The organism is Paracoccus maritimus (assembly GCF_025195095.1).
Lineage (GTDB): Bacteria > Pseudomonadota > Alphaproteobacteria > Rhodobacterales > Rhodobacteraceae > Paracoccus > Paracoccus maritimus.
Genome location: NZ_JANAVZ010000009.1, coordinates 110,043 through 127,984 on the forward strand (window position 1 = coordinate 110,043; position 17,942 = coordinate 127,984).

At 65.6% G+C, this 17,942-nt stretch carries 16 protein-coding genes; 8 read left to right on the forward strand and 8 right to left on the reverse strand.

The window, feature by feature from the left end:
• The first annotated feature begins 141 nt into the window (after positions 1-141).
• Together MU516_RS15340 and MU516_RS15345 are read left to right on the forward strand one after the other, a co-directional pair.
• A complete protein-coding gene (locus tag MU516_RS15340) occupies positions 142-1,296 on the forward strand; it encodes a type III PLP-dependent enzyme (RefSeq protein WP_260278152.1) in 1,155 nt (384 codons plus the stop codon).
• Between the two features lie 34 nt (positions 1,297-1,330).
• Complete coding sequence (locus MU516_RS15345; RefSeq protein WP_260278153.1) at positions 1,331-2,509, forward strand: DUF2235 domain-containing protein; 1,179 nt, start codon at positions 1,331-1,333, stop codon at positions 2,507-2,509.
• A gap of 39 nt (positions 2,510-2,548) precedes the next feature.
• Here the strand turns inward: MU516_RS15345 and metF are convergent, their stop codons facing one another.
• Positions 2,549-3,427, reverse strand: a complete 879-nt coding sequence (gene metF, locus MU516_RS15350; RefSeq protein WP_260278154.1) for a methylenetetrahydrofolate reductase [NAD(P)H] — start codon at positions 3,425-3,427, stop codon at positions 2,549-2,551.
• A gap of 88 nt (positions 3,428-3,515) precedes the next feature.
• Here metF and MU516_RS15355 point away from each other — a divergent pair, with 88 nt between their 5' ends.
• Both MU516_RS15355 and MU516_RS15360 read left to right on the forward strand, forming a co-directional pair.
• Entirely contained in the window at positions 3,516-4,421 is a 906-nt protein-coding gene (locus MU516_RS15355) for a LysR family transcriptional regulator (RefSeq protein WP_260278155.1), read from the forward strand.
• A 99-nt stretch (positions 4,422-4,520) separates the two neighbouring features.
• On the forward strand, positions 4,521-5,309 hold the full coding sequence (locus tag MU516_RS15360; protein WP_260278156.1) for an inositol monophosphatase family protein: 789 nt from the start codon (positions 4,521-4,523) through the stop codon (positions 5,307-5,309).
• A 446-nt stretch (positions 5,310-5,755) separates the two neighbouring features.
• Here the strand turns inward: MU516_RS15360 and MU516_RS15365 are convergent, their stop codons facing one another.
• The 4 genes from MU516_RS15365 to MU516_RS15380 all read right to left on the reverse strand — a co-directional run bounded on the left by MU516_RS15365 (position 5,756) and on the right by MU516_RS15380 (position 10,540).
• Positions 5,756-7,003 (reverse strand): MFS transporter, encoded by a 1,248-nt coding sequence (locus tag MU516_RS15365; protein WP_260278157.1) that lies wholly within the window; start codon positions 7,001-7,003, stop codon positions 5,756-5,758.
• A 230-nt stretch (positions 7,004-7,233) separates the two neighbouring features.
• A complete protein-coding gene (locus tag MU516_RS15370; protein WP_260278158.1) occupies positions 7,234-8,793 on the reverse strand; it encodes an ABC transporter ATP-binding protein in 1,560 nt (519 codons plus the stop codon).
• On the reverse strand, positions 8,790-9,602 hold the full coding sequence (locus tag MU516_RS15375) for an ABC transporter permease (RefSeq protein ID WP_260278159.1): 813 nt from the start codon (positions 9,600-9,602) through the stop codon (positions 8,790-8,792). Before MU516_RS15375 ends, MU516_RS15370 begins: the two co-directional genes overlap by 4 nt.
• A complete protein-coding gene (locus MU516_RS15380) occupies positions 9,599-10,540 on the reverse strand; it encodes an ABC transporter permease (RefSeq protein WP_260278160.1) in 942 nt (313 codons plus the stop codon). The genes MU516_RS15375 and MU516_RS15380 overlap by 4 nt, the downstream gene beginning before the upstream one ends.
• A gap of 96 nt (positions 10,541-10,636) precedes the next feature.
• On the opposite strand from MU516_RS15380, the gene MU516_RS15385 reads away from it, so the two are divergent.
• A complete protein-coding gene (locus tag MU516_RS15385; RefSeq protein ID WP_260278161.1) occupies positions 10,637-11,377 on the forward strand; it encodes a glucose 1-dehydrogenase in 741 nt (246 codons plus the stop codon).
• A gap of 25 nt (positions 11,378-11,402) precedes the next feature.
• On the opposite strand, the gene MU516_RS15390 is transcribed toward MU516_RS15385, so the two are convergent.
• The 3 genes from MU516_RS15390 to MU516_RS15400 all read right to left on the reverse strand — a co-directional run bounded on the left by MU516_RS15390 (position 11,403) and on the right by MU516_RS15400 (position 14,398).
• Positions 11,403-12,674 carry a glycerate kinase type-2 family protein gene (locus MU516_RS15390; RefSeq protein ID WP_311319115.1) on the reverse strand — a complete coding sequence of 424 codons (1,272 nt, stop codon included), beginning with the start codon at positions 12,672-12,674 and terminating at the stop codon, positions 11,403-11,405.
• Positions 12,664-13,638: an HpcH/HpaI aldolase/citrate lyase family protein gene (locus MU516_RS15395; protein WP_260278162.1), complete on the reverse strand. Its 975-nt coding sequence runs from the start codon at positions 13,636-13,638 to the stop codon at positions 12,664-12,666. The genes MU516_RS15390 and MU516_RS15395 overlap by 11 nt, the downstream gene beginning before the upstream one ends.
• Before the next feature lie 103 nt (positions 13,639-13,741).
• On the reverse strand, positions 13,742-14,398 hold the full coding sequence (locus MU516_RS15400; protein ID WP_260278163.1) for a response regulator transcription factor: 657 nt from the start codon (positions 14,396-14,398) through the stop codon (positions 13,742-13,744).
• A gap of 189 nt (positions 14,399-14,587) precedes the next feature.
• Here MU516_RS15400 and MU516_RS15405 point away from each other — a divergent pair, with 189 nt between their 5' ends.
• The 3 genes from MU516_RS15405 to sucD are packed head-to-tail and all read left to right on the forward strand — an operon-like array spanning position 14,588 to position 17,940.
• Entirely contained in the window at positions 14,588-15,835 is a 1,248-nt protein-coding gene (locus MU516_RS15405; protein WP_260278164.1) for a pyridoxal-phosphate-dependent aminotransferase family protein, read from the forward strand.
• Positions 15,836-15,859: 24 nt separating this feature from the next.
• Positions 15,860-17,059: a malate--CoA ligase subunit beta gene (locus MU516_RS15410; RefSeq protein ID WP_260278165.1), complete on the forward strand. Its 1,200-nt coding sequence runs from the start codon at positions 15,860-15,862 to the stop codon at positions 17,057-17,059.
• A complete protein-coding gene (gene sucD, locus MU516_RS15415) occupies positions 17,059-17,940 on the forward strand; it encodes a succinate--CoA ligase subunit alpha (protein WP_260278166.1) in 882 nt (293 codons plus the stop codon). Before MU516_RS15410 ends, sucD begins: the two co-directional genes overlap by 1 nt.
• Positions 17,941-17,942: the final 2 nt, after the last annotated feature.

Here is a 17,942-nt window from a genome sequence, read left to right on the forward strand (position 1 = left end):
GGTTGCGGCATATTAACCGGACAGAATGGCGATTCCATCCTTTTCATCGGTGAAATCGGAAACCAAAAGCGTCATTCTGGGTTGAGAAGGCCGCTTCTGCCGATCCGGCCAAAACGAAGCTGCACGCGCGAAAGGACCGCAATGGGACATCACAAGACCGTTTGGGACAATCCGGCCGAAATGATCCGTCAAACTCAGCCCGAGAATCCGGTGATGGTCCTTGCCCCGACAGTCCTGCAGGACACGGCACGGCGGTTTCTGGACGGGTTTCCGGGACTGGTGACCTATGCGGTGAAGTCCAATCCCGGCGAGGCCGTGATCCAGAACCTGCTGGCCGCAGGCGTGACCGGGTTCGACGTCGCCTCGCCCTTCGAGATCGACCTGATCGGCCGCATGGCGCCGCGGGCCGCCCGGCATTACCACAACCCCGTCCGCGCCAGATCCGAGATCTCTCATGCCGTGCAGGCCGGCGTCACGTCGTGGTCGGTGGACAGCCGCAGCGAGCTGGAGAAGCTGTTCGAACTGGTCCCGACGCAGATCGGCGGACAGGGCGTCGAGATCTCGCCGCGCTTCAAGCTGCCGGTGCTGGGCGCGGTCTATGATTTCGGATCGAAGTTCGGCGCGACGCCGGAACTGGCCGCCGACCTGCTGCGTCTGGTGGCCGATCGCGGCTATGTCCCGTCGCTGACCTTCCATCCGGGCACCCAATGCGTCGATCCGATCGCCTGGGAAAGCTATATCAGCGTGGCGCGCGAGATTTGCGACAGCGCAGAGGTGCGTGCGAAACGCCTGAATGTCGGCGGCGGCTTTCCGTCGCATCGCGTCAGCGGGGTCGAGCCGGACCTGACCTCGATCTTCACCGAGATCGGCGACACGGTGGCCGAGGCGTTCGGCGATGACGCGCCCGCGCTGGTCTGCGAGCCGGGGCGCGGCATGTGCGCTGACGCGTTCTCGCTGATCACCCGGGTGAAGGGGGTGCGCGACGGCGGCAGCGTTTTCCTGAATGACGGCGTCTATGGCGGTCTGGCGGAAATGCCGATCGTCGGCAATCTGGACCGGATCGAGGTTCTGGACCCGCAGGGCCGCCCGCGCGACGGCGCGGCCGCGGGCCGGGTCGTGTTCGGTCCGACCTGCGATTCGGTGGACCGCCTGCCCGGCGAGCTCAGCCTGCCCGAGAACATCGCCGAGGGCGACTATGTCATCTTCCACGGGGCGGGCGCCTATTCAACGGTGACGAATACCCGCTTCAACGGGTTCGGCGAACTGACCAACGCGACCGTGATGTCGCTGCGCTAACCATTTCCTCAGCCCGTCGTGCTAGCCTTGGGTGATGTCAACGATTCGCCCGAAGACGATCCATGTGGTGCTGATGGACGGCACGTTCGCCTCGTTGGCGGACGGCCGCCGCAGTTCGATCGGACGAATCCACCGCCTGCTGCGTGACGTCGCGCGGCAGGCACCGGTGGGCACGCAGGAGGGCGGCGGGACGACGCGCCCGCGCCTGCGCCTGCATTACGGGATGGGCCAGCAATGGAACCGCTGGCGCACGGTGCCGGAACTGCTGATGGGCCGCACCCTGGAACGGCGCATCGTCGATGCCTATGGATGGCTTGCCTCGGGCTATCGTCCCGGCGACCTGATCTTTCTGCTTGGATATTCACGCGGTGCGTTTGCGGTGCGCAGCCTTGCGGGAATGATCGGTCGGGTCGGTTTGCTGCGGGCGGAATCCGCCACCGAACGGCATATCCGCACCGCCTGGAATTATTATCGCGGCGGCGGTTCGCCCCGCTATCTTGAACAGTTCCGCCAGCGGCGCTGCCAGCCCGCTGTGCCGATCCGGATGCTGGGTTGTTTCGACACGGTGATGGCATTGGGTGTTCGCCTGCCGATCCTGTGGATGCTGTCAGAGCCGCGTTTCCGGTTTCACGACGCACATCTGGTCAGCGATGTCGAACACGGCTTTCAGGCGCTGGCGCTGGACGAGACACGGGCGGCCTTTGCGCCGATCCTGTGGGACGACGATTGTCAGGCCGTCCGGATCGAACAGATGTGGTTCCGTGGCGCGCATTCCGATATCGGCGGCCAGTTGCGCGGATTGGAATTCGCGCGCCCGCTGGCCAATATTCCGCTGGTCTGGATGCTGGAAAACGCCGAGGCGGTCGGATTGCCCTTGCCCGCCGGGTGGCGCGAGGGGCTGGACTGCGACCCGGAGGCGCCGTCGATCGGAAGCTGGCGTTTCTGGGGCAAGCTGTTTCTGGCCCGCGCGCCGCGGACCGCGGGGCGTCATGCCACAGAATCCCTGCATCCCGGCCTGTCGCCAGAAACCTATGACGGGCCTGCGCTGCTGGTCGGCCATCTGGCGCCCGACACGGGCCGCAAGCGCCGCCTGCTGCCGTTCCGGCGGCGCGCGGGACCGGGGAATGGTCAGGCGGTGCGACCGGATATCGACGAGGATCGCGATACGGCTTCGGCGTCCGAACGGCATGGAACCGAGGTTGGGCGGGCCTGAACCGGTCACGCCGGTCTGATGACGACCAGGGTCCCTCGGTCAGGCGACCTCGCCAAGCGCGCGCGACGGACGGATGCCAAGCGCGGCGCAGACGTCGCGGGTCATGTCGGGCCGGTTCAGGGTATAGAAATGCAGGCGGTCCACGCCGCGCTCGATCAGCTTCTGGCACAGATCGACGCAGATCCGGGTGGCCAGGCTGCGTTCCGCATCGCCGCCCTGACGGATCGCGTCGGCAAACCCGTCCTCGGCCCATTGCGGGATCTGCGTGCCGCAGCTTTGCGCGAAACGCCGCGCGCCCGCCCAGCCCTGGATCGGCAGGATGCCCGGAATGATCGGGGCGTCGATGCCGGCCTTTTCGCATTTGTCGCGAAAACGGAAAAAGGTTTCAGGTTCAAAGAAGAACTGCGTGATCGCGCTGGTCGCGCCGGCGTCGATCTTGCGCTTCAGCCACGCCACATCGGCGTCGGTGCCGGTGCTGTCGGGATGCGGTTCGGGATAGGCGCCGACGCGGATGGTCATGTCGCCGCGTGCGCGGATCGCCTCGATCAGTTCGATCGAATTGGCGAAGCCACCGTCATGGGCGGTGAACCGGTCCTGCCCCTTGGGCGCATCGCCGCGCAGGGCCACGATTTCGCGGATACCGGCGTCGGCATAGGATTGCACGATCTCCATGGTCTCGTCGCGGGTCGCCTCGACGCAGGTCAGATGGGCGGCGACGTTCAGGCCGTAATGGCGATTGATGGTCGTCACCGCCTCGTGCGTCAGCTTGCGCGTCGTGCCGCCTGCGCCATAGGTAACGGACACGAAATCGGGCGCAAGGGGCGCCAGCGCGCGCGCGGTTTCCCACAGCCGGAACGAGGCATCCAGCGTCTTCGGCGGGAAAAACTCGAAGCTGATCTTCGGGGTCTGGCGGGGCATGACGATTCCTTTCCTTTCGGGCCTTGTGCCATGGCAGGCGTCGTGAGACAAATTCATAATCTTCAAGATCAACTTGAAAACGGCTCATATGAACCTGGAACTGCGTCACCTGCGGACCGTCCGCGCGATCCATCAGGAGGGCGGGCTGGCCCGCGCCGCCGACATGCTGCACATCACCCAGTCGGCCCTGTCGCACCAGATCAAGGCGCTTGAGGAACAGGCCGGGGTCGAGTTGTTCGTGCGGCGCGCCAAGCCGATGCGGCTGTCGGCGGCGGGGATGCGGCTGTTGCGGCTGGCCGAACAGGTGCTGCCGCTGGTCGCCGCGACCGAGGCCGAATTCAAGGGCGTCGAGGCAGGCCGCATCGGGCGGCTGCATATCGCGATGGAATGTCATGCCTGCTTCGACTGGCTGTTGCCGGTACTGGACATCTTTCGCCGGGCCTGGCCCGATGTCGATGTCGATATCCGGCAGCGCCTTGCCTTCGGGGCGCTGCCTGCGCTGGCGCGCGAAGAGGTCGATCTGGTCATTTCCTCGGACCCCGAGGACGTGCCGGGGGTGATCTATCAGCCGCTGTTCGACTATGCACCGACGCTGGTGGTGCCCGCGGCGCATCCGCTGGTCGCCAAGGGCTATGTCGAGCCGCAGGACCTGGCTGCCGAGACGCTGATCACCTATCCGATGGACCGTGCGCGGCTGGACGTGTTCAGCCAGTTCCTGACCCCCGCCGGTGTCGAGCCCGCAGCGCAGCGCAGCGTGGAACTGACCGCGGTCGCGCTGATGCTGGTCGCATCGGGTCGGGGTGTCGCGGTGATGCCCGACTGGGTGCTGCGCCGCGAGGCCGGAAACCCGGAACTGGCCATGCTGCCGCTGGGGCAGGGGGGCGTCATGCGGCGTCTTTACGCGGCGCTGCGCGAAACCGACCTGACCCAGCCCTACATGGCGCATGTGCTGCGATTGTCGCGGACCGAACCGCCCCGGCTGTTGCGCGGCTGACGATCACGCGCGCAAACGGCGGCCCCGCATCCGCGCCCCGCTTGGCTTTCGCCGCGCCAGGCCCTATGACGCCGCCAACCCACAGTTTCGGAGTCTGCGATGGCCAGCGCCAATCTCAACATCATGATCAAGGCCGCGCGCAAGGCCGGACGCGCGCTGGTCAAGGACTTCCGCGAGGTCGAGAACCTTCAGGTCAGCGTCAAGGGCGCGGGCGATTTCGTCAGCAAGGCCGACCGCGAGGCCGAACGGATCATCAAGGATGAACTGCGCGGTGCCCGCCCGAATTATGGCTGGCTGGGCGAGGAAACCGGGGAAGAGCCGGGCGAGGATCCGACCCGCCGCTGGATCGTCGATCCGCTGGATGGCACCACCAACTTCCTGCACGGCCTGCCGCACTGGGCGGTCAGCATCGGGCTGGAACACAAGGGCGAGATCGTCGCGGCGGTCGTCTTCGATGCCGCCAAGGACGAATTGTTCATGGCCGAAAAGGGCGGCGGCGCGTTCATGAACGATCAGCGCCTGCGCGTATCCGGACGCAGGCGGCTGGACGAGTCGCTGTTCGCGACCGGCATTCCCTTTGCGGGGCGCGGCCCGTTGCCTGCCGCGTTGCAGGATCTGGCCCGGCTGATGCCGCTGACGGCCGGGGTCCGCCGCCTGGGCGCGGCCTCGCTGGATCTGGCCTGGGTCGCGGCAGGACGCTATGACGGGTACTGGGAACGCGGCAACCAGCCATGGGACGTCGCAGCGGGCATCCTGCTGGTGCGCGAGGCGGGCGGTTTCGTCGAGGGTATCCGCGACGGGGATGATCCGCTGGAATCGGGGCGCATGATCGCCGCGAATCCGCAGCTGTTCGATTCCTTCGCCAAGATCATCCGCAGCCGCGACTGATCGCCGGGTGCCGGTCGACGCCTTCGTGTGAGCGGACTGACAATGCATTCATTGGGTCGGCTTTCGGCAGGGGGTAATTCGAGCCCATTGCAGAAGTGTCAAATTCTCGCTGCGCGCGCCCGCAGCGGAATTTTCGCTGTGGCCCGGCAAACCTTCATGCGGCATCGCAGCTGAGAATCAGGTCGCTAGTGCGCCGCGCAGCGAAATCCGCGGGAGCAGCGACCGCACCGCGGACAAGGCTGCCGCTTCCCACAACGAAATTTTCAGCGTATCTCCGCCGCCAGAAGGACTTCCAGGAACCCGGTAAAGGCCCTCGCCTTCGCGTTCATCTGCCGTCCACCGGGCGAGACTGCCCAGAGATCGACGCCGGGCAAGTGCCAAATCCTCAACACAGGCACGACACGCCCGGACGCAAGCTCTGGCGAGAACATCCAGGTCGATGAGCCCTATCCGCCCCCCTTGGCTTTCGACCTGGCTGCCAAGATAGGCGTTTCATCACTCCGCAAGGCGATCATGGTCAGCAAGAGACCGGCACTTCCAGCCAGCAGGAACGCGACGGGAACAATGACGACGCCACCTGCATAAAAACTGCCTGCGGCCAGGGCAAAGAGGGTCGCGACAAGGCTGGATCCGGAGGCGAGAAGGGATGATCCGAGCCCGGCGACGTCGCCAAGGGACCGCATTGCCATCGCGTTCAGGTTTCCGAACAGGATGCCGATCGCGAAGAACACCCCGAACCCAAGCACCATGAAGATCAAGAGAGGCAGCCGGTCATCGGTAATAAGACAGGCCGCGAGCATGGCTGCGCTCGCGGCACACATTCCCGCGAAGCCCGAGCGTGCCATTGCGTCGGTCCCGAAGCGCCCGACAAGCATTCCATTCGTGTAGGATGCCAGACCGATGCCACCTGCTAGGATGGCGAAAAGAAGCGGGAAGGCCAGGTCGATGCCATAGGCATCGAAAAACAGGTCGGCCGCAACGCTCAGATAGAAGAGCTGGGCCCCGAACACGAACCCGGTCGCGATGATCAGAAGAACGACGCGGCGGTTCGTCAGGATGCGTGTGGCGTTCGAAGCCAGAGGTCCGAGACGGATGGGAATGCGCCTTTCCGGGGGCAGTGTCTCGGGGTGTCGCAGAACCATCCATGAGCCGAGCGCGAGGGCCAGCACCAGATACATGATGAATACGCCCCGCCATCCGACCAAGGCGACGATGCCCTGGCCAAGCGCCGGCCCGATCATGGGAACCAGGATGAATAGCGTGAACATGAACGACATCACGCGGGCCATCGCGTCACCTTCGAACTGATCGCGGATCATCGCCCGCGTCGCGATCTTGGGGCCAGATACACCAAGGCCCTGAAGGATGCGGCCTAGGATGAGGACTTCCAGCGACGCAGCCGTCATCGCTATGATCGTGCCCACGACATAAACGACCAGTCCGGCGATCAGCGCGGTCTTGCGTCCGAAGGCGTCGGAGGCCGGGCCGATCAAAAGTTCGCCGAACACCATTCCGAAGACGAAGAGCGATACCACGTGTTGGGCCTGAAGAGGCGACCCGGTTCGAAGAGTTTCTTCGATTGAAAGCAGACCGGGAAGTATCGCATCGATGCTGATGGCGGTGAGCGATGTCAGAAGCGCGTAAAGGATCAGCCGCGATCGCCCGTTCCCGTCCGTCGTCTCGTGATGGGGCATGTAGACCTATTGTTAGCGATAACAATTTAGCCTCTTAAATCGGCGAACGGCCAAAAAGTCCACCCGATGGTTAATACGCACTGCGAATGCCTGCTTCCGTCCGCAAAGCAGACCATAAGAGTACACTGAATCCCGTTCCACCAGGCGGAGGCACTTTCCCGGTGGGTGTTCCTGCGCGGCAGGTTCTGCCGGTGGCCACTTGACTGCAGGCTGGTTTGAGAAGGACAGGCCTACGCCACCCAATCCGTCGGGATGCGCGGCATGGCGGCGACAAGGCGGCGGGTATAGGGGGCGCTAGGGGTGTCGATGACCTGTTCGGCGGCGCCGTCCTCGACGATTCGGCCTTTCTGCATCACCAGGACGCGGTCGGTGATGCCGCGCACCACCGACAGATCATGGCTGATGAACAGATAGGACAGGCCGTGACTGCGGCGCAGACCGGCCAGCAGGTCCAGCACCTGCGCCCGGACGCGGACATCCAGCGCGCTGACCGCCTCGTCCAGCACAATCAGGTCGGGGCGGATGATCAGGGCGCGAGCGATGGCGATGCGCTGACGCTGCCCGCCCGAGAATTCGTGGATATACCTGTCGGCATCATCGGGGTGCAGCCCGACTTCGGACAGGGCGGCGCCGACGCGGTCGCGCCAGCCGGCCGGACGGTCGGTCAGGTGGAACGGTTCGGCCACCAGGCGGGCGACGCGCCAACGGGGATCGAAGCTGCCGAACGGGTCCTGAAACACCACCTGCATACGCGCGCGCAGATCGCGCGGCATCCGCCGCCCTGCCATCACCTGTCGCCCGTCCAGCGCGATCGTGCCGCCCTGCAACGGATCAAGGCCAAGTATCGCGCGGGTCAGCGTCGATTTCCCGCATCCGGATTCGCCGACCAGTCCGACGCTTTCGCCGCGTCCGATGGTCAGGCTGACCCCATCGACCGCGCGAAGCCTGTCGCCTCCGGGCAGGCGGTATTCACGAACGGCGTCGCGGATCCGCAGCAGCGGGCTGCCGGTCGCGGGCGCATGGCGCGACGGGGCATGGCGCGAGGCCGCGAAAAGCTGGTGCGTATAGGGGTGCGACCGGGTGCGGAACAGCGTCTCGGTCGGTCCTTCCTCGACGATCTCGCCCGCTTTCATCACCGCCACGCGGTCGGCCAGACCCGCGACCACGGCAAGATCATGGGTGATCAGCAACAGCGCCATTCCTTCTTCGCGGACCAGCCCGGCCAGCAGGTCAAGGATCTGCGCCTGCGTGGTGACGTCCAGCGCGGTCGTGGGTTCGTCCGCGATCAGCAGGTCGGGCCGTTCGGCGATGGCCAGCGCGATGGCCACCCGCTGACGCTGGCCGCCCGACAATTCATGCGGATAGAGGGTCAGCGGAAAGCGCGGATCGGGCAGGCCGACGCGGTCCAGCCTTTCGCGGGCGCGGGCCAGCGCCGCCGTGCGGTCCATGCCGTGGTGGATGCGCAGCACCTCGGCCACCTGATCGCCGATGGTCATCAGCGGGTTCAGGGCTGTCATCGGTTCCTGAAAGATCATCCCGATCCGCCTGCCGCGGATCTTGCACAGCGCAGGTTCGGACATGGTCAGCAGGTTCTGCCCGTCCAGCATCACCTGGCCGCCGATCTGCGCCCGGTGCGGCAGAAGGCCCATGATCGCCAGCGCCGTCATCGACTTGCCCGATCCGCTTTCGCCGACCAGCCCGGTGATCGATCCGGGGTGAAGCCGCAGATCGACATCGCGCAGCACCTGCGTGCCCCGGATCGTGACCGACAGATCGCGCAGATCGATCACCGCGCCACCTTCAGCCGCGGGTCCAGCGCATCGCGCAAGCCGTCGCCCAGAAGGTTCAGCCCCAGCACCGTCAGCACGATGCACAGGCCGGGAATGATCGCGACATGCGGGGCCAGTGTGACCATGGTCTGGGCCTCGGCCAGCATCCGGCCCCAGCTTGGCGTGGGCGGCTGCGCGCCAAGCCCCACATAGGACAGGGCGGCCTCGGCCAGGATGCCGAGGCTGAACTGGATAGTGCCTTGCACGATCAGCAGATTGGCGATGTTGGGCAGGATATGCTGCAGGCTGATCAGCGCGGTGCCCTTGCCCGACACCTCGGCCGCACGGATATAGTCCAGCGTCCAGATCGGCAGTGCCCCGCCGCGCGTGACGCGGGCAAAGACCGGGATGTTGAAGATGCCGATGGCGATGATCGCGTTCAATGCCGAGGGTCCGAAGACGGCGGTGATCAGGATCGCGATGACGAGGCTGGGGAAGGCAAAGATCAGGTCGTTGCCGCGCATCACCAGATCGTCCAGCCAGCCGCCGCGATGGGCGGCCGCCAGCAGTCCCAGCGGCACGCCGACGCCCGCGCCGATGCCCACAGCCACCAGCGCGACGGCGATTGAGACCCGCGCGCCCAGCATCACCATCGACAGGATGTCGCGTCCGAAATGATCGGTGCCGAAAGGATGGGCGGCGGAGGGCGGTTGCAGCCGGTCGGCGATCGCAAGCTGGGTGATGTCATGTGGTGTCCAGGCGAAGGACAGGACCGCCGCGATCAGCGCCAGCCCGGCCAGCGCCGCGCCCAGGATCATGCCCCATCTCATCGGTTGCGCAGCCTTGGATCGACGGCGGCATAGGCCAGATCGACCAGGAAGGTCACGGCGATCACGGCGGCGACCAGCACCAGCACGGCCGATTGCACCACGATCAGGTCGCGCTGGCTGATCGCCTGAAAGATCAGCCGGCCCAGGCCGGGCAGGTAGAAGACGTTCTCGATGATGATTGCGCCGGCCAGAAGAAAGGAAAACTGCATTCCCATGATGGTCAGCACCGGGATCAGCGCGTTGCGCAGCGCGTGGCGGCGCAGTGTCTGTCCGGCGGTCAGCCCCTTGGCGCGGGCGGTTCGGATATAGTCCTGTCCCTGCGTCTCGATCAGTGCGGATCGCAGCACGCGGGCAAGGATCGCGGCCTGCGGCAGGGCCAGCGCCACGGCGGGCAGGATCAGCGATCGCAGCGCGGCGTCAGGCTGGCTCCAGCCCGGAAAGCCGCCTGCGGGCAGCCAGCGCAGCTTGACCGCGAACAGCAGCACCAGAAGCATCGCGAACCAGAAATTCGGAAGCGCAATTCCCAGCTGCGTGCCGCCCATCACCGCCGCATCGCCCGCCTTGCCCCGGCGCGCGGCGGCGTAGATGCCCACGGGAAAGGCGATCGCGGCGGCTAGCGTCAGCGCCATCAGCGCCAGCGGCAGCGACACCTGCATCCGTTCCAGGATCATCCCCCCGATCGGGGTCTTGTAGGTGAAGCTTTGTCCAAGATCGCCTTGCAGCAGCGCGCCGACCCATGCCGCGTAGCGCAAGGGCAGGGGCTGATCCAGCCCCATCTGCTGACGCAGCGCGGCGACCGTTTCGGGCTGTGCGCCGGTGCCCAGCATGAAGCTGGCCGGATCGCCGGGCACCAGTTCGACGACCGAAAATATCAGCGCCGAGGCCACCAGCAGGCTTAGCCCCAACGAGATCATCCGGCGAAGAACATAGCGCAGCATGACACCGACGCTAATCCGCCGGCGCGCGGCGGTAAAGCGGGTTGCACCTGCCGTCCGTCTGGCGATCATGTGCGCAGAAAAAGGGAATGGGGCAGCATGAGACTTCAGGACAGGATTGCCATCGTGACGGGCGGGGGCAGCGGCTTTGGTGCGGGGATCGCGCGCAAATTCGCGGCCGAGGGCGCGCAGGTGGTCGTCGCCGACATCAACGAATCCGCCGCCCTTCAGATCGCGGAGGAAATCGGCGGCCTTGGTGTCCATGCCGATGTCGCCGACAGCGCCAGCGTCGCGGAAATGGTGGCGCAGACGATCCGGGCGTTCGGGAAGATCGACGTGATGGTGAACAACGCGGGCGTGACGCATCTGCCGACGCCGATGGAAGAGGTCACCGAGGCGGATTTCGACCGGGTTCTGGCGGTCAACTGCAAGTCGATCTATCTGATCGCGCGCGAGATCGTGCCGCTGATGAAGACCGCAGGACGGGGTGCGATCGTGAACGTCGCCTCGACCGCGGGCGTGTCGCCGCGGCCGCGGCTGAACTGGTACAATGCCTCGAAGGGCTGGCTGATCACCGCCACGCGGGCCATGGCGGTCGAGCTTGCGCCGTTCGGCATCCGTGTGAATGCGATCAATCCGGTGGCCGGGGAAACCCCGCTGCTGAAAAGCTTCATGGGCGAGGACACGCCCGAGATGCGGGCCAAATTCCTGTCCACGATCCCCATCGGGCGTTTCTCGACGCCCGAGGACATGGGCAACGCGGCCTGTTTCCTGGCCTCGGACGAGGCGTCGATGATCACCGGCGTGGCGATGGAGGTCGATGGCGGGCGCTGTATCTGAGGGGCGCCGCCATCGGCGCGGCGTCCTAAGGCGTCAGCAGCATGACCTGCACATCGGCGACATTGGTTCCCGTGGCCTTTGTCACAAGCAGGTCGCCCGCGTGCTTCAGTGCCGCGTAGCTGTCGTTGTTGGCCAGCAGGGCCGCCGCGTCGGCGCCGCTTGCGGCGATGCGGCCGGTCGTTCCCTGATCGACCAGCCCGCCCGCGGCATCGGTCGGGCCGTCGCGCCCGTCGGTGCCGCCGCTGAGAAACACCCAGCCCGGCGGCAGGTCGCCGCCCTGCATGGCGACGCGCAGCGCCAGTTCCTGGTTGCGCCCGCCGCGCCCGTCGCCGCGCAGCCGCACCGTGGTCTCGCCGCCGAAGATCAGCGCGGTCGGCTGGCGCAGCGGCGTGTCGCGTGCGGCGGCGATGATCGTACGGGCGGCGTCGCCCACGTCGCCGGTCAGATGATCGGACACGATCCGGGCCGTCCAGCCCTCGGGCACCGCGCGCTGCATCGCCTGAAGCGACAGATCGTTGCTGCCGATCAGGTGATTGTCCGCGTCCGGCGACCGTGATGGTTCCCGGGGCGTTTCCAGCAATTCGCGCACAGGCTGCGGCAGGCGATCGAACAATCCGTGATCGCGCAGCAGCGCCAGCGCGTCGGCGCGGCTTCCCAGCGGCGCGGTCGTCGGGCCGCTGGCGATGGCGGCCAGATCGTTGCCGATCACGTCCGACAGGATCAGCGCGGTGACCGGGGCGGGGGCCGCCAGACGCAGGAAACCGCCACCCTTCAGCGTGGAAAGCTGCTGCCGGACCAGGTTCATCGACGCGATGTCCAGCCCGCTTTCCAGCAGGACGCGATTGACCTGTTGCTTGTCCTTCAGGGTCAGGGGCGGGATCGGGGCGGGCACCAGCGCCGATCCGCCACCCGAGATCAGGGCATAGACGTGATCATCCGCGCCCGCCTTGGACAGCAACCCGGCGATCTGCTGTCCGGCGTGCAGACCCGCCGCGTCGGGCACGGGATGGCCTGCCTTCAGAACGCGGGCGCCTGCCACGGTTTGGTTGTTTTCATGATGCGTGACGGCAAGCGCGTCGAAGGGCTGCGGCACATGGCGCATCGCCTCGGCCAACATGGCGGGGGCGGCCTTGCCGATCGCGACCAGATAGTGCTGTCCACGGCCATGCAGCGCGGCGGGCGGGTGATCTTCGAAATACGCGCGCACGGCGCGGGCCGGATCGGCCGCGCCGACGGCGACATCATACAAATGCCGCGCCAGCGCGCGCATGTCTTCGGTGTTCGGCTCAGCCTGCAATCTGACGCGCCTTTTCGACCAGCACCTGCGCCTGCCGGATCGAGGCATAGTCGATCAGCCGTCCATCCAGCGATACGGCGCCCTTGCCGGCGGCCTCGGCCTCGGCCATCGCGTTTAGGATCTTCTGCGCGCGGGCGATTTCGGCGTCAGACGGGCTCATCACCTCATTGGCCAGGGCGATCTGGCTGGGATGGATCGCCCATTTGCCTTCGCAGCCCAGCACGGCGGCGCGATAGGCGGCGGCCCTGAAGCCGTCGGGGTCCGAGAAATCGCCGAACGGGCCATCGATCGGGCGCAGCCCGTTGGCGCGTGCGGCGACGACCATCCGCGACAGCGCATAGTGCCACATGTCGCCCCAGTGCACCTGACGTTCACCGGCGGGATCGGGGTCGGTCAGCACGGCATAGTTTTCGTTCACGCCGCCGATCACGGTGGTCCGGGCGCGGGTGCTGGCGGCATAGTCCGCGACGCCGAAATGCAGGCTTTCATTGCGCTTCGACGCTGCCGCGATGTCGCTGACATTCTGCATGCCCAATGCCGTTTCGATGATATGTTCGAACCCGATCCGCTTGGTCCAGCCCTTGGCATCCTCGATCTGCGTGACCAGCATGTCCACGGCATAGACATCGGCGGCGGTTCCGACCTTGGGGATCATGATCAGGTCAAGCCGCTGTCCGGCCTGTTCGACCACATCGACCACGTCGCGATACATGTAATGCGTGTCCAGACCGTTGATTCGGACCGACATGGTTTTCCTGCCCCAGTCGATCTCGTTCAGGGCCTTGATGATATTTTTGCGCGCCTGTTCCTTTTCATCCGGTGCAACCGCGTCTTCGAGGTCAAGAAAGATCACATCGGCGGCGCATTCTGCGGCCTTCTGAAACATTTGCGGCTGGCTGCCGGGCACGGCCAGCTCGCTGCGGTTCAGCCGCGCCGGGGCCTGTTCGATGGAATGGAAACTCATCTCGGTTCGCTCCTCGTGGGGAATTCGGATCGGCGCCCTCATGCAACGAAGAAATGATCTTTCGCGTCAAGACGGCGCTAGGTCGCATTCCTGCGTTCCCGTATCAGCCGTCGGCAGGTGTGCCGTCCCCGCCGGGCAGGCGGTTCGAATAGAAGAAGGCGATGGCCTGCGCGCGGTTCCTGACCGACAGCTTGTCGTAAAGGTTCGACAGGTGGAACTTGACCGTGTTGGTCGAGATGCCAAGTTCTTTCGACAACTCACGGTTGCTGAGGCCCCTCGACAGCGCCTCGAGCATCACCCTTTCGCGGCGTGACAGGCTGTGGATCGGATCCTTCTGCAAATCGCGCACGTCCAGATAGGGAAAGACCATCTTCCCGGCGGCGACCGCGACGCAGGTATCCAGCAGCGCCTCGACCGGGCCGTTGCGGGTGACGAAACCCGCGGCGCCCGCGCCCATCGCGGCGCGGTGCGCGGCGCTGCCCTGATCGGCATAGACGACCATGCGCAGGCCGTCGTCCTGTTCGCGCAAAACCTCCAGCAGGCGCGCGCCGCCCAAGATCGGCAGGTCCCAGTCGATCACGCCGACCTGTGAAGGCACGCGGACGACATTGGCCAGAAATCCCTCGGCCGTGGAGGAGGTCGCGATCAGCGAGAAGCGGGGATCACGCTCGAACACCGCCGACATGGCGGACAGGACCAGCGGATTGCTGCAGGCAAGACTGACGGAAATCCGGGAAGTCGATGCGCTTAGGGTCGGCATTCTGGTCCTTTCCTCTGATTCCCGCCCGGATCGGGTAGGTTCACTTCAGCCAAAGGTAGCATTTCCACCCTTATGGGTAGGTAAACAGCCATCCCAATGGATACCAATATGCAGGAGTAACGCATGTTGTGGTTCCAGTCGAGACAGGGCCTTGTTCCAAGAGCAATTTAGTTTCGGGAACATGCTGATATGAGCAAGATAGTGATTTTCCCGCGGTTGGAGATTCCGCCGACTCTGGCGGCTGGACCGGGGCCGGGCAATACCGATCCACGGGTTCTGGCCCGGTTCGCCGGCGCGGGCACCGCCGACCACATGCAGGCTGATGTCCTGCGCGGCATGATCGAATGCAAGCAGATGCTGCGCGAGGTGATGGGAACCCGCAACATCCACACTTTCGGCGTCGCCGGGACCGGGTGGAGCGGTTTGGACGCGATGTTCGGCGCCGTCATGCCGGGTGACAAGGTGGTGATGTTCGTGAACGGCACGTTCTCGGGGATCGACGGGCTGACGGTGCGGATGAAGGCCGCCACCCCCGAAGAACTGGCGGCCAGCCCGCTGGATCCGCAGGCGGCATCGGTCACTGTCGTCACGGTGCCACATGGCGAGTCCGTCACCGGCGAGGTCGTTGAGGCTGCGCTGGCCGAACATCGGCCGAGATGGGCGGTTATGGCGCATTGGGAAACCGGTTCGGGCCGGATCAACGATCTGCGCGGATTTTCGGACGCCTGCGAACGTCACGATGTGATGGGACTTGTCGATGCGGTGTCGTCGCTGGGTGTCGCGAATTTCCGGATCGATGACTTTCCGGGCGTGCATGGCTGGGCCTCGTGCCCGCAAAAGGGCATCTGCTGCCTGCCGCTGACCTATGCGCCGGTGTCCTTCAGCGACCGTTACATCGCCACGTTGCGGGCGACCGGATGCCGCAGTTTCGTCCATCATCCGATCCTGGAGGCGCGGCACTGGGGCATCATCGACGGCAAGGATGTCGAGAAGGGAACATATCACCGCACCCACAGTGCCTATGCGGTCGCGGCCTTTCACGAGGCGCTGCGGATCACCCTGCAGGAAACCGTCGCGGACCGGGCGAAAAACTATGCCTTCCACGAGGCGGTGCTGCGCGAGGCGGTCACGGCGATGGGCTGCAAGGTGACGTCCAACATGACCTCGCTGGTGGTGCTGACGCTGCCGGACGATCTGGCCGGGCGCGAGATGGAACTGGTGCAGACCTGCCGTGCCGAGGGTTTCGGCATCTGGCCCACGCTGTCCGAACCCGTGCAGGTCCGCATCGGCATCCTGAACCTGCTGAACCGCCGCGCGATCACCGAGATCGTCACCCGGTTCGGCGAGGCGATGAACCGGATGGGGGCGGGCATCGACATGACGCGGATCACGGCAATTCTGGACCGACAGTTCGATCGCGCCGTCGCGGCGGAATAACCGGCGCACAGGGGAGGGGACGACATGGATATCCATGAATATCAGGCCAAGGAAATTCTCAGCAATTTCGGCGTGGCGATTCCGCAGGGCGCACTGGCCTACAGCCCGGAACAGGCGGCCTATCGTGCCCGCGAGATGGGTGGCAGCCGCTGGGTCGTCAAGGCGCAGGTGCATGCCGGTGGGCGCGGCAAGGCCGGCGGGGTCAAGCTGTGTGACAGCGACGCCGAGATCCAGGACGTCACCGAAGACATGTTCGGAAAGAAGCTGGTGACGCATCAAACCGGCCCCGAGGGCAAGGGGATCTATCGCGTCTATGTCGAGGCCGCCGTACCGATCGAGCGCGAGATCTATCTGGGCCTGGTCCTGGATCGCGCCAGTCAGCGCGTGATGATCGTCGCCAGCCGCGAGGGCGGCATGGAGATCGAGGACATCTCGGCCGAAAAGCCCGACAGCATCGTGCGCGCCACGGTCGAACCTGCGGTCGGCCTGCAGGAATTCCAGTGTCGCGAGATCGCCTTTGCGCTGGGGATCGCGCCGGCCATGGTGCAGCAGATGGTTCGCACGCTGCGCGGCTGCTATCGCGCCTTCCGCGAACTGGACGCGACCATGGTCGAGGTCAATCCGCTGGTGATCACCGGCGACGACCGCATCCTGGCATTGGACGCGAAGATGACCTTCGACGACAACGCCCTGTTCCGGCATCCACAGATCAGCGAGTTGCGCGACAAGTCGCAGGAAGACCCGCGTGAATCGCGCGCGGCGGATCGCGGCCTGAACTATGTCGGTCTGGATGGCCATATCGGCTGCATCGTCAACGGCGCAGGGCTGGCGATGGCGACGATGGACACGATCAAGCTGGCGGGGGGCGAGCCCGCGAATTTCCTGGATATCGGCGGCGGCGCCACGCCGGAACGCGTGGCCAAGGCGATCCGGCTGGTGATGTACGACAAGAAGGTGCAGGCGCTGCTGGTCAACATCTTCGCCGGCATCAATCGCTGCGACTGGGTGGCCGAGGGCGTCGTGCAGGCGCTGCGCGAGAACCCGGTCGATGTGCCGGTCGTCGTCCGGCTGGCCGGCACCAATGTCGAGGAAGGCCAGAAGATTCTTGCCGAAAGCGGTCTGCCGCTGATCCGCGCCGCGACCCTGAACGAGGCCGCCGAGCGCGCGGTCGCCGCGTGGAAAAGCGACATGAACCAACAGAACTCGAAGCTGAGGGCCATCTGATGAGCATTCTGATTGATCGCGATACCAAAGTCATTGTTCAGGGGATCACCGGCAAGATGGCCCGGTTCCACACCCGCGAGATGATCGAATACGGCACCAATGTCGTCGGCGGCGTCGTGCCCGGAAAGGGCGGCGAGACGGTCGAGGGGGTGCCGGTTTTCGACACGGTCAAGCAGGCGGTCGCCGAAACCGGGGCCGAGGCGACGCTGGTCTTCGTGCCACCGCCCGCCGCCGCCGACGGGATCATGGAGGCAGCGGATGCGGGCATCCGCTATTGCGTCTGCATCACCGACGGCATCCCGGCGCAGGACATGATCCGGGTGAAACGTTACATGTTCCGATACCCACGGGAACGGCGCATGGTGCTGACCGGCCCGAACTGCGCCGGCACGATCAGCCCCGGCAAGGCGATGTTGGGGATCATGCCCGGCCATATCTACCTGCAGGGTCATGTGGGCATCATCGGCAGGTCGGGAACGCTGGGTTACGAGGCTGCATCGCAGCTGAAGGAACGCGGGATCGGCGTCTCGACCAGCGTCGGCATCGGCGGCGATCCGATCAATGGATCGTCCTTCAGGGACATCATGCAGTATTTCCAGGATGACGACGACACCCACCTCATCTGCATGATCGGCGAGATCGGCGGCCCGCAAGAGGCCGAGGCGGCCGACTTCATCCGCGATCACGTCAAGAAGCCGGTGGTGGCCTATGTCGCGGGCCTGACCGCGCCCAAGGGACGGACCATGGGCCATGCGGGCGCGATCATCCAGGCGTTCGGGGAAAGCGCCAGCGAGAAGGTCGAGATCCTTGGCGCAGCGGGCGTGACCGTGGCCGAAAACCCGGCCGCGATCGGCGAGACGATCGCCCGTGTGCTGCAATAGGA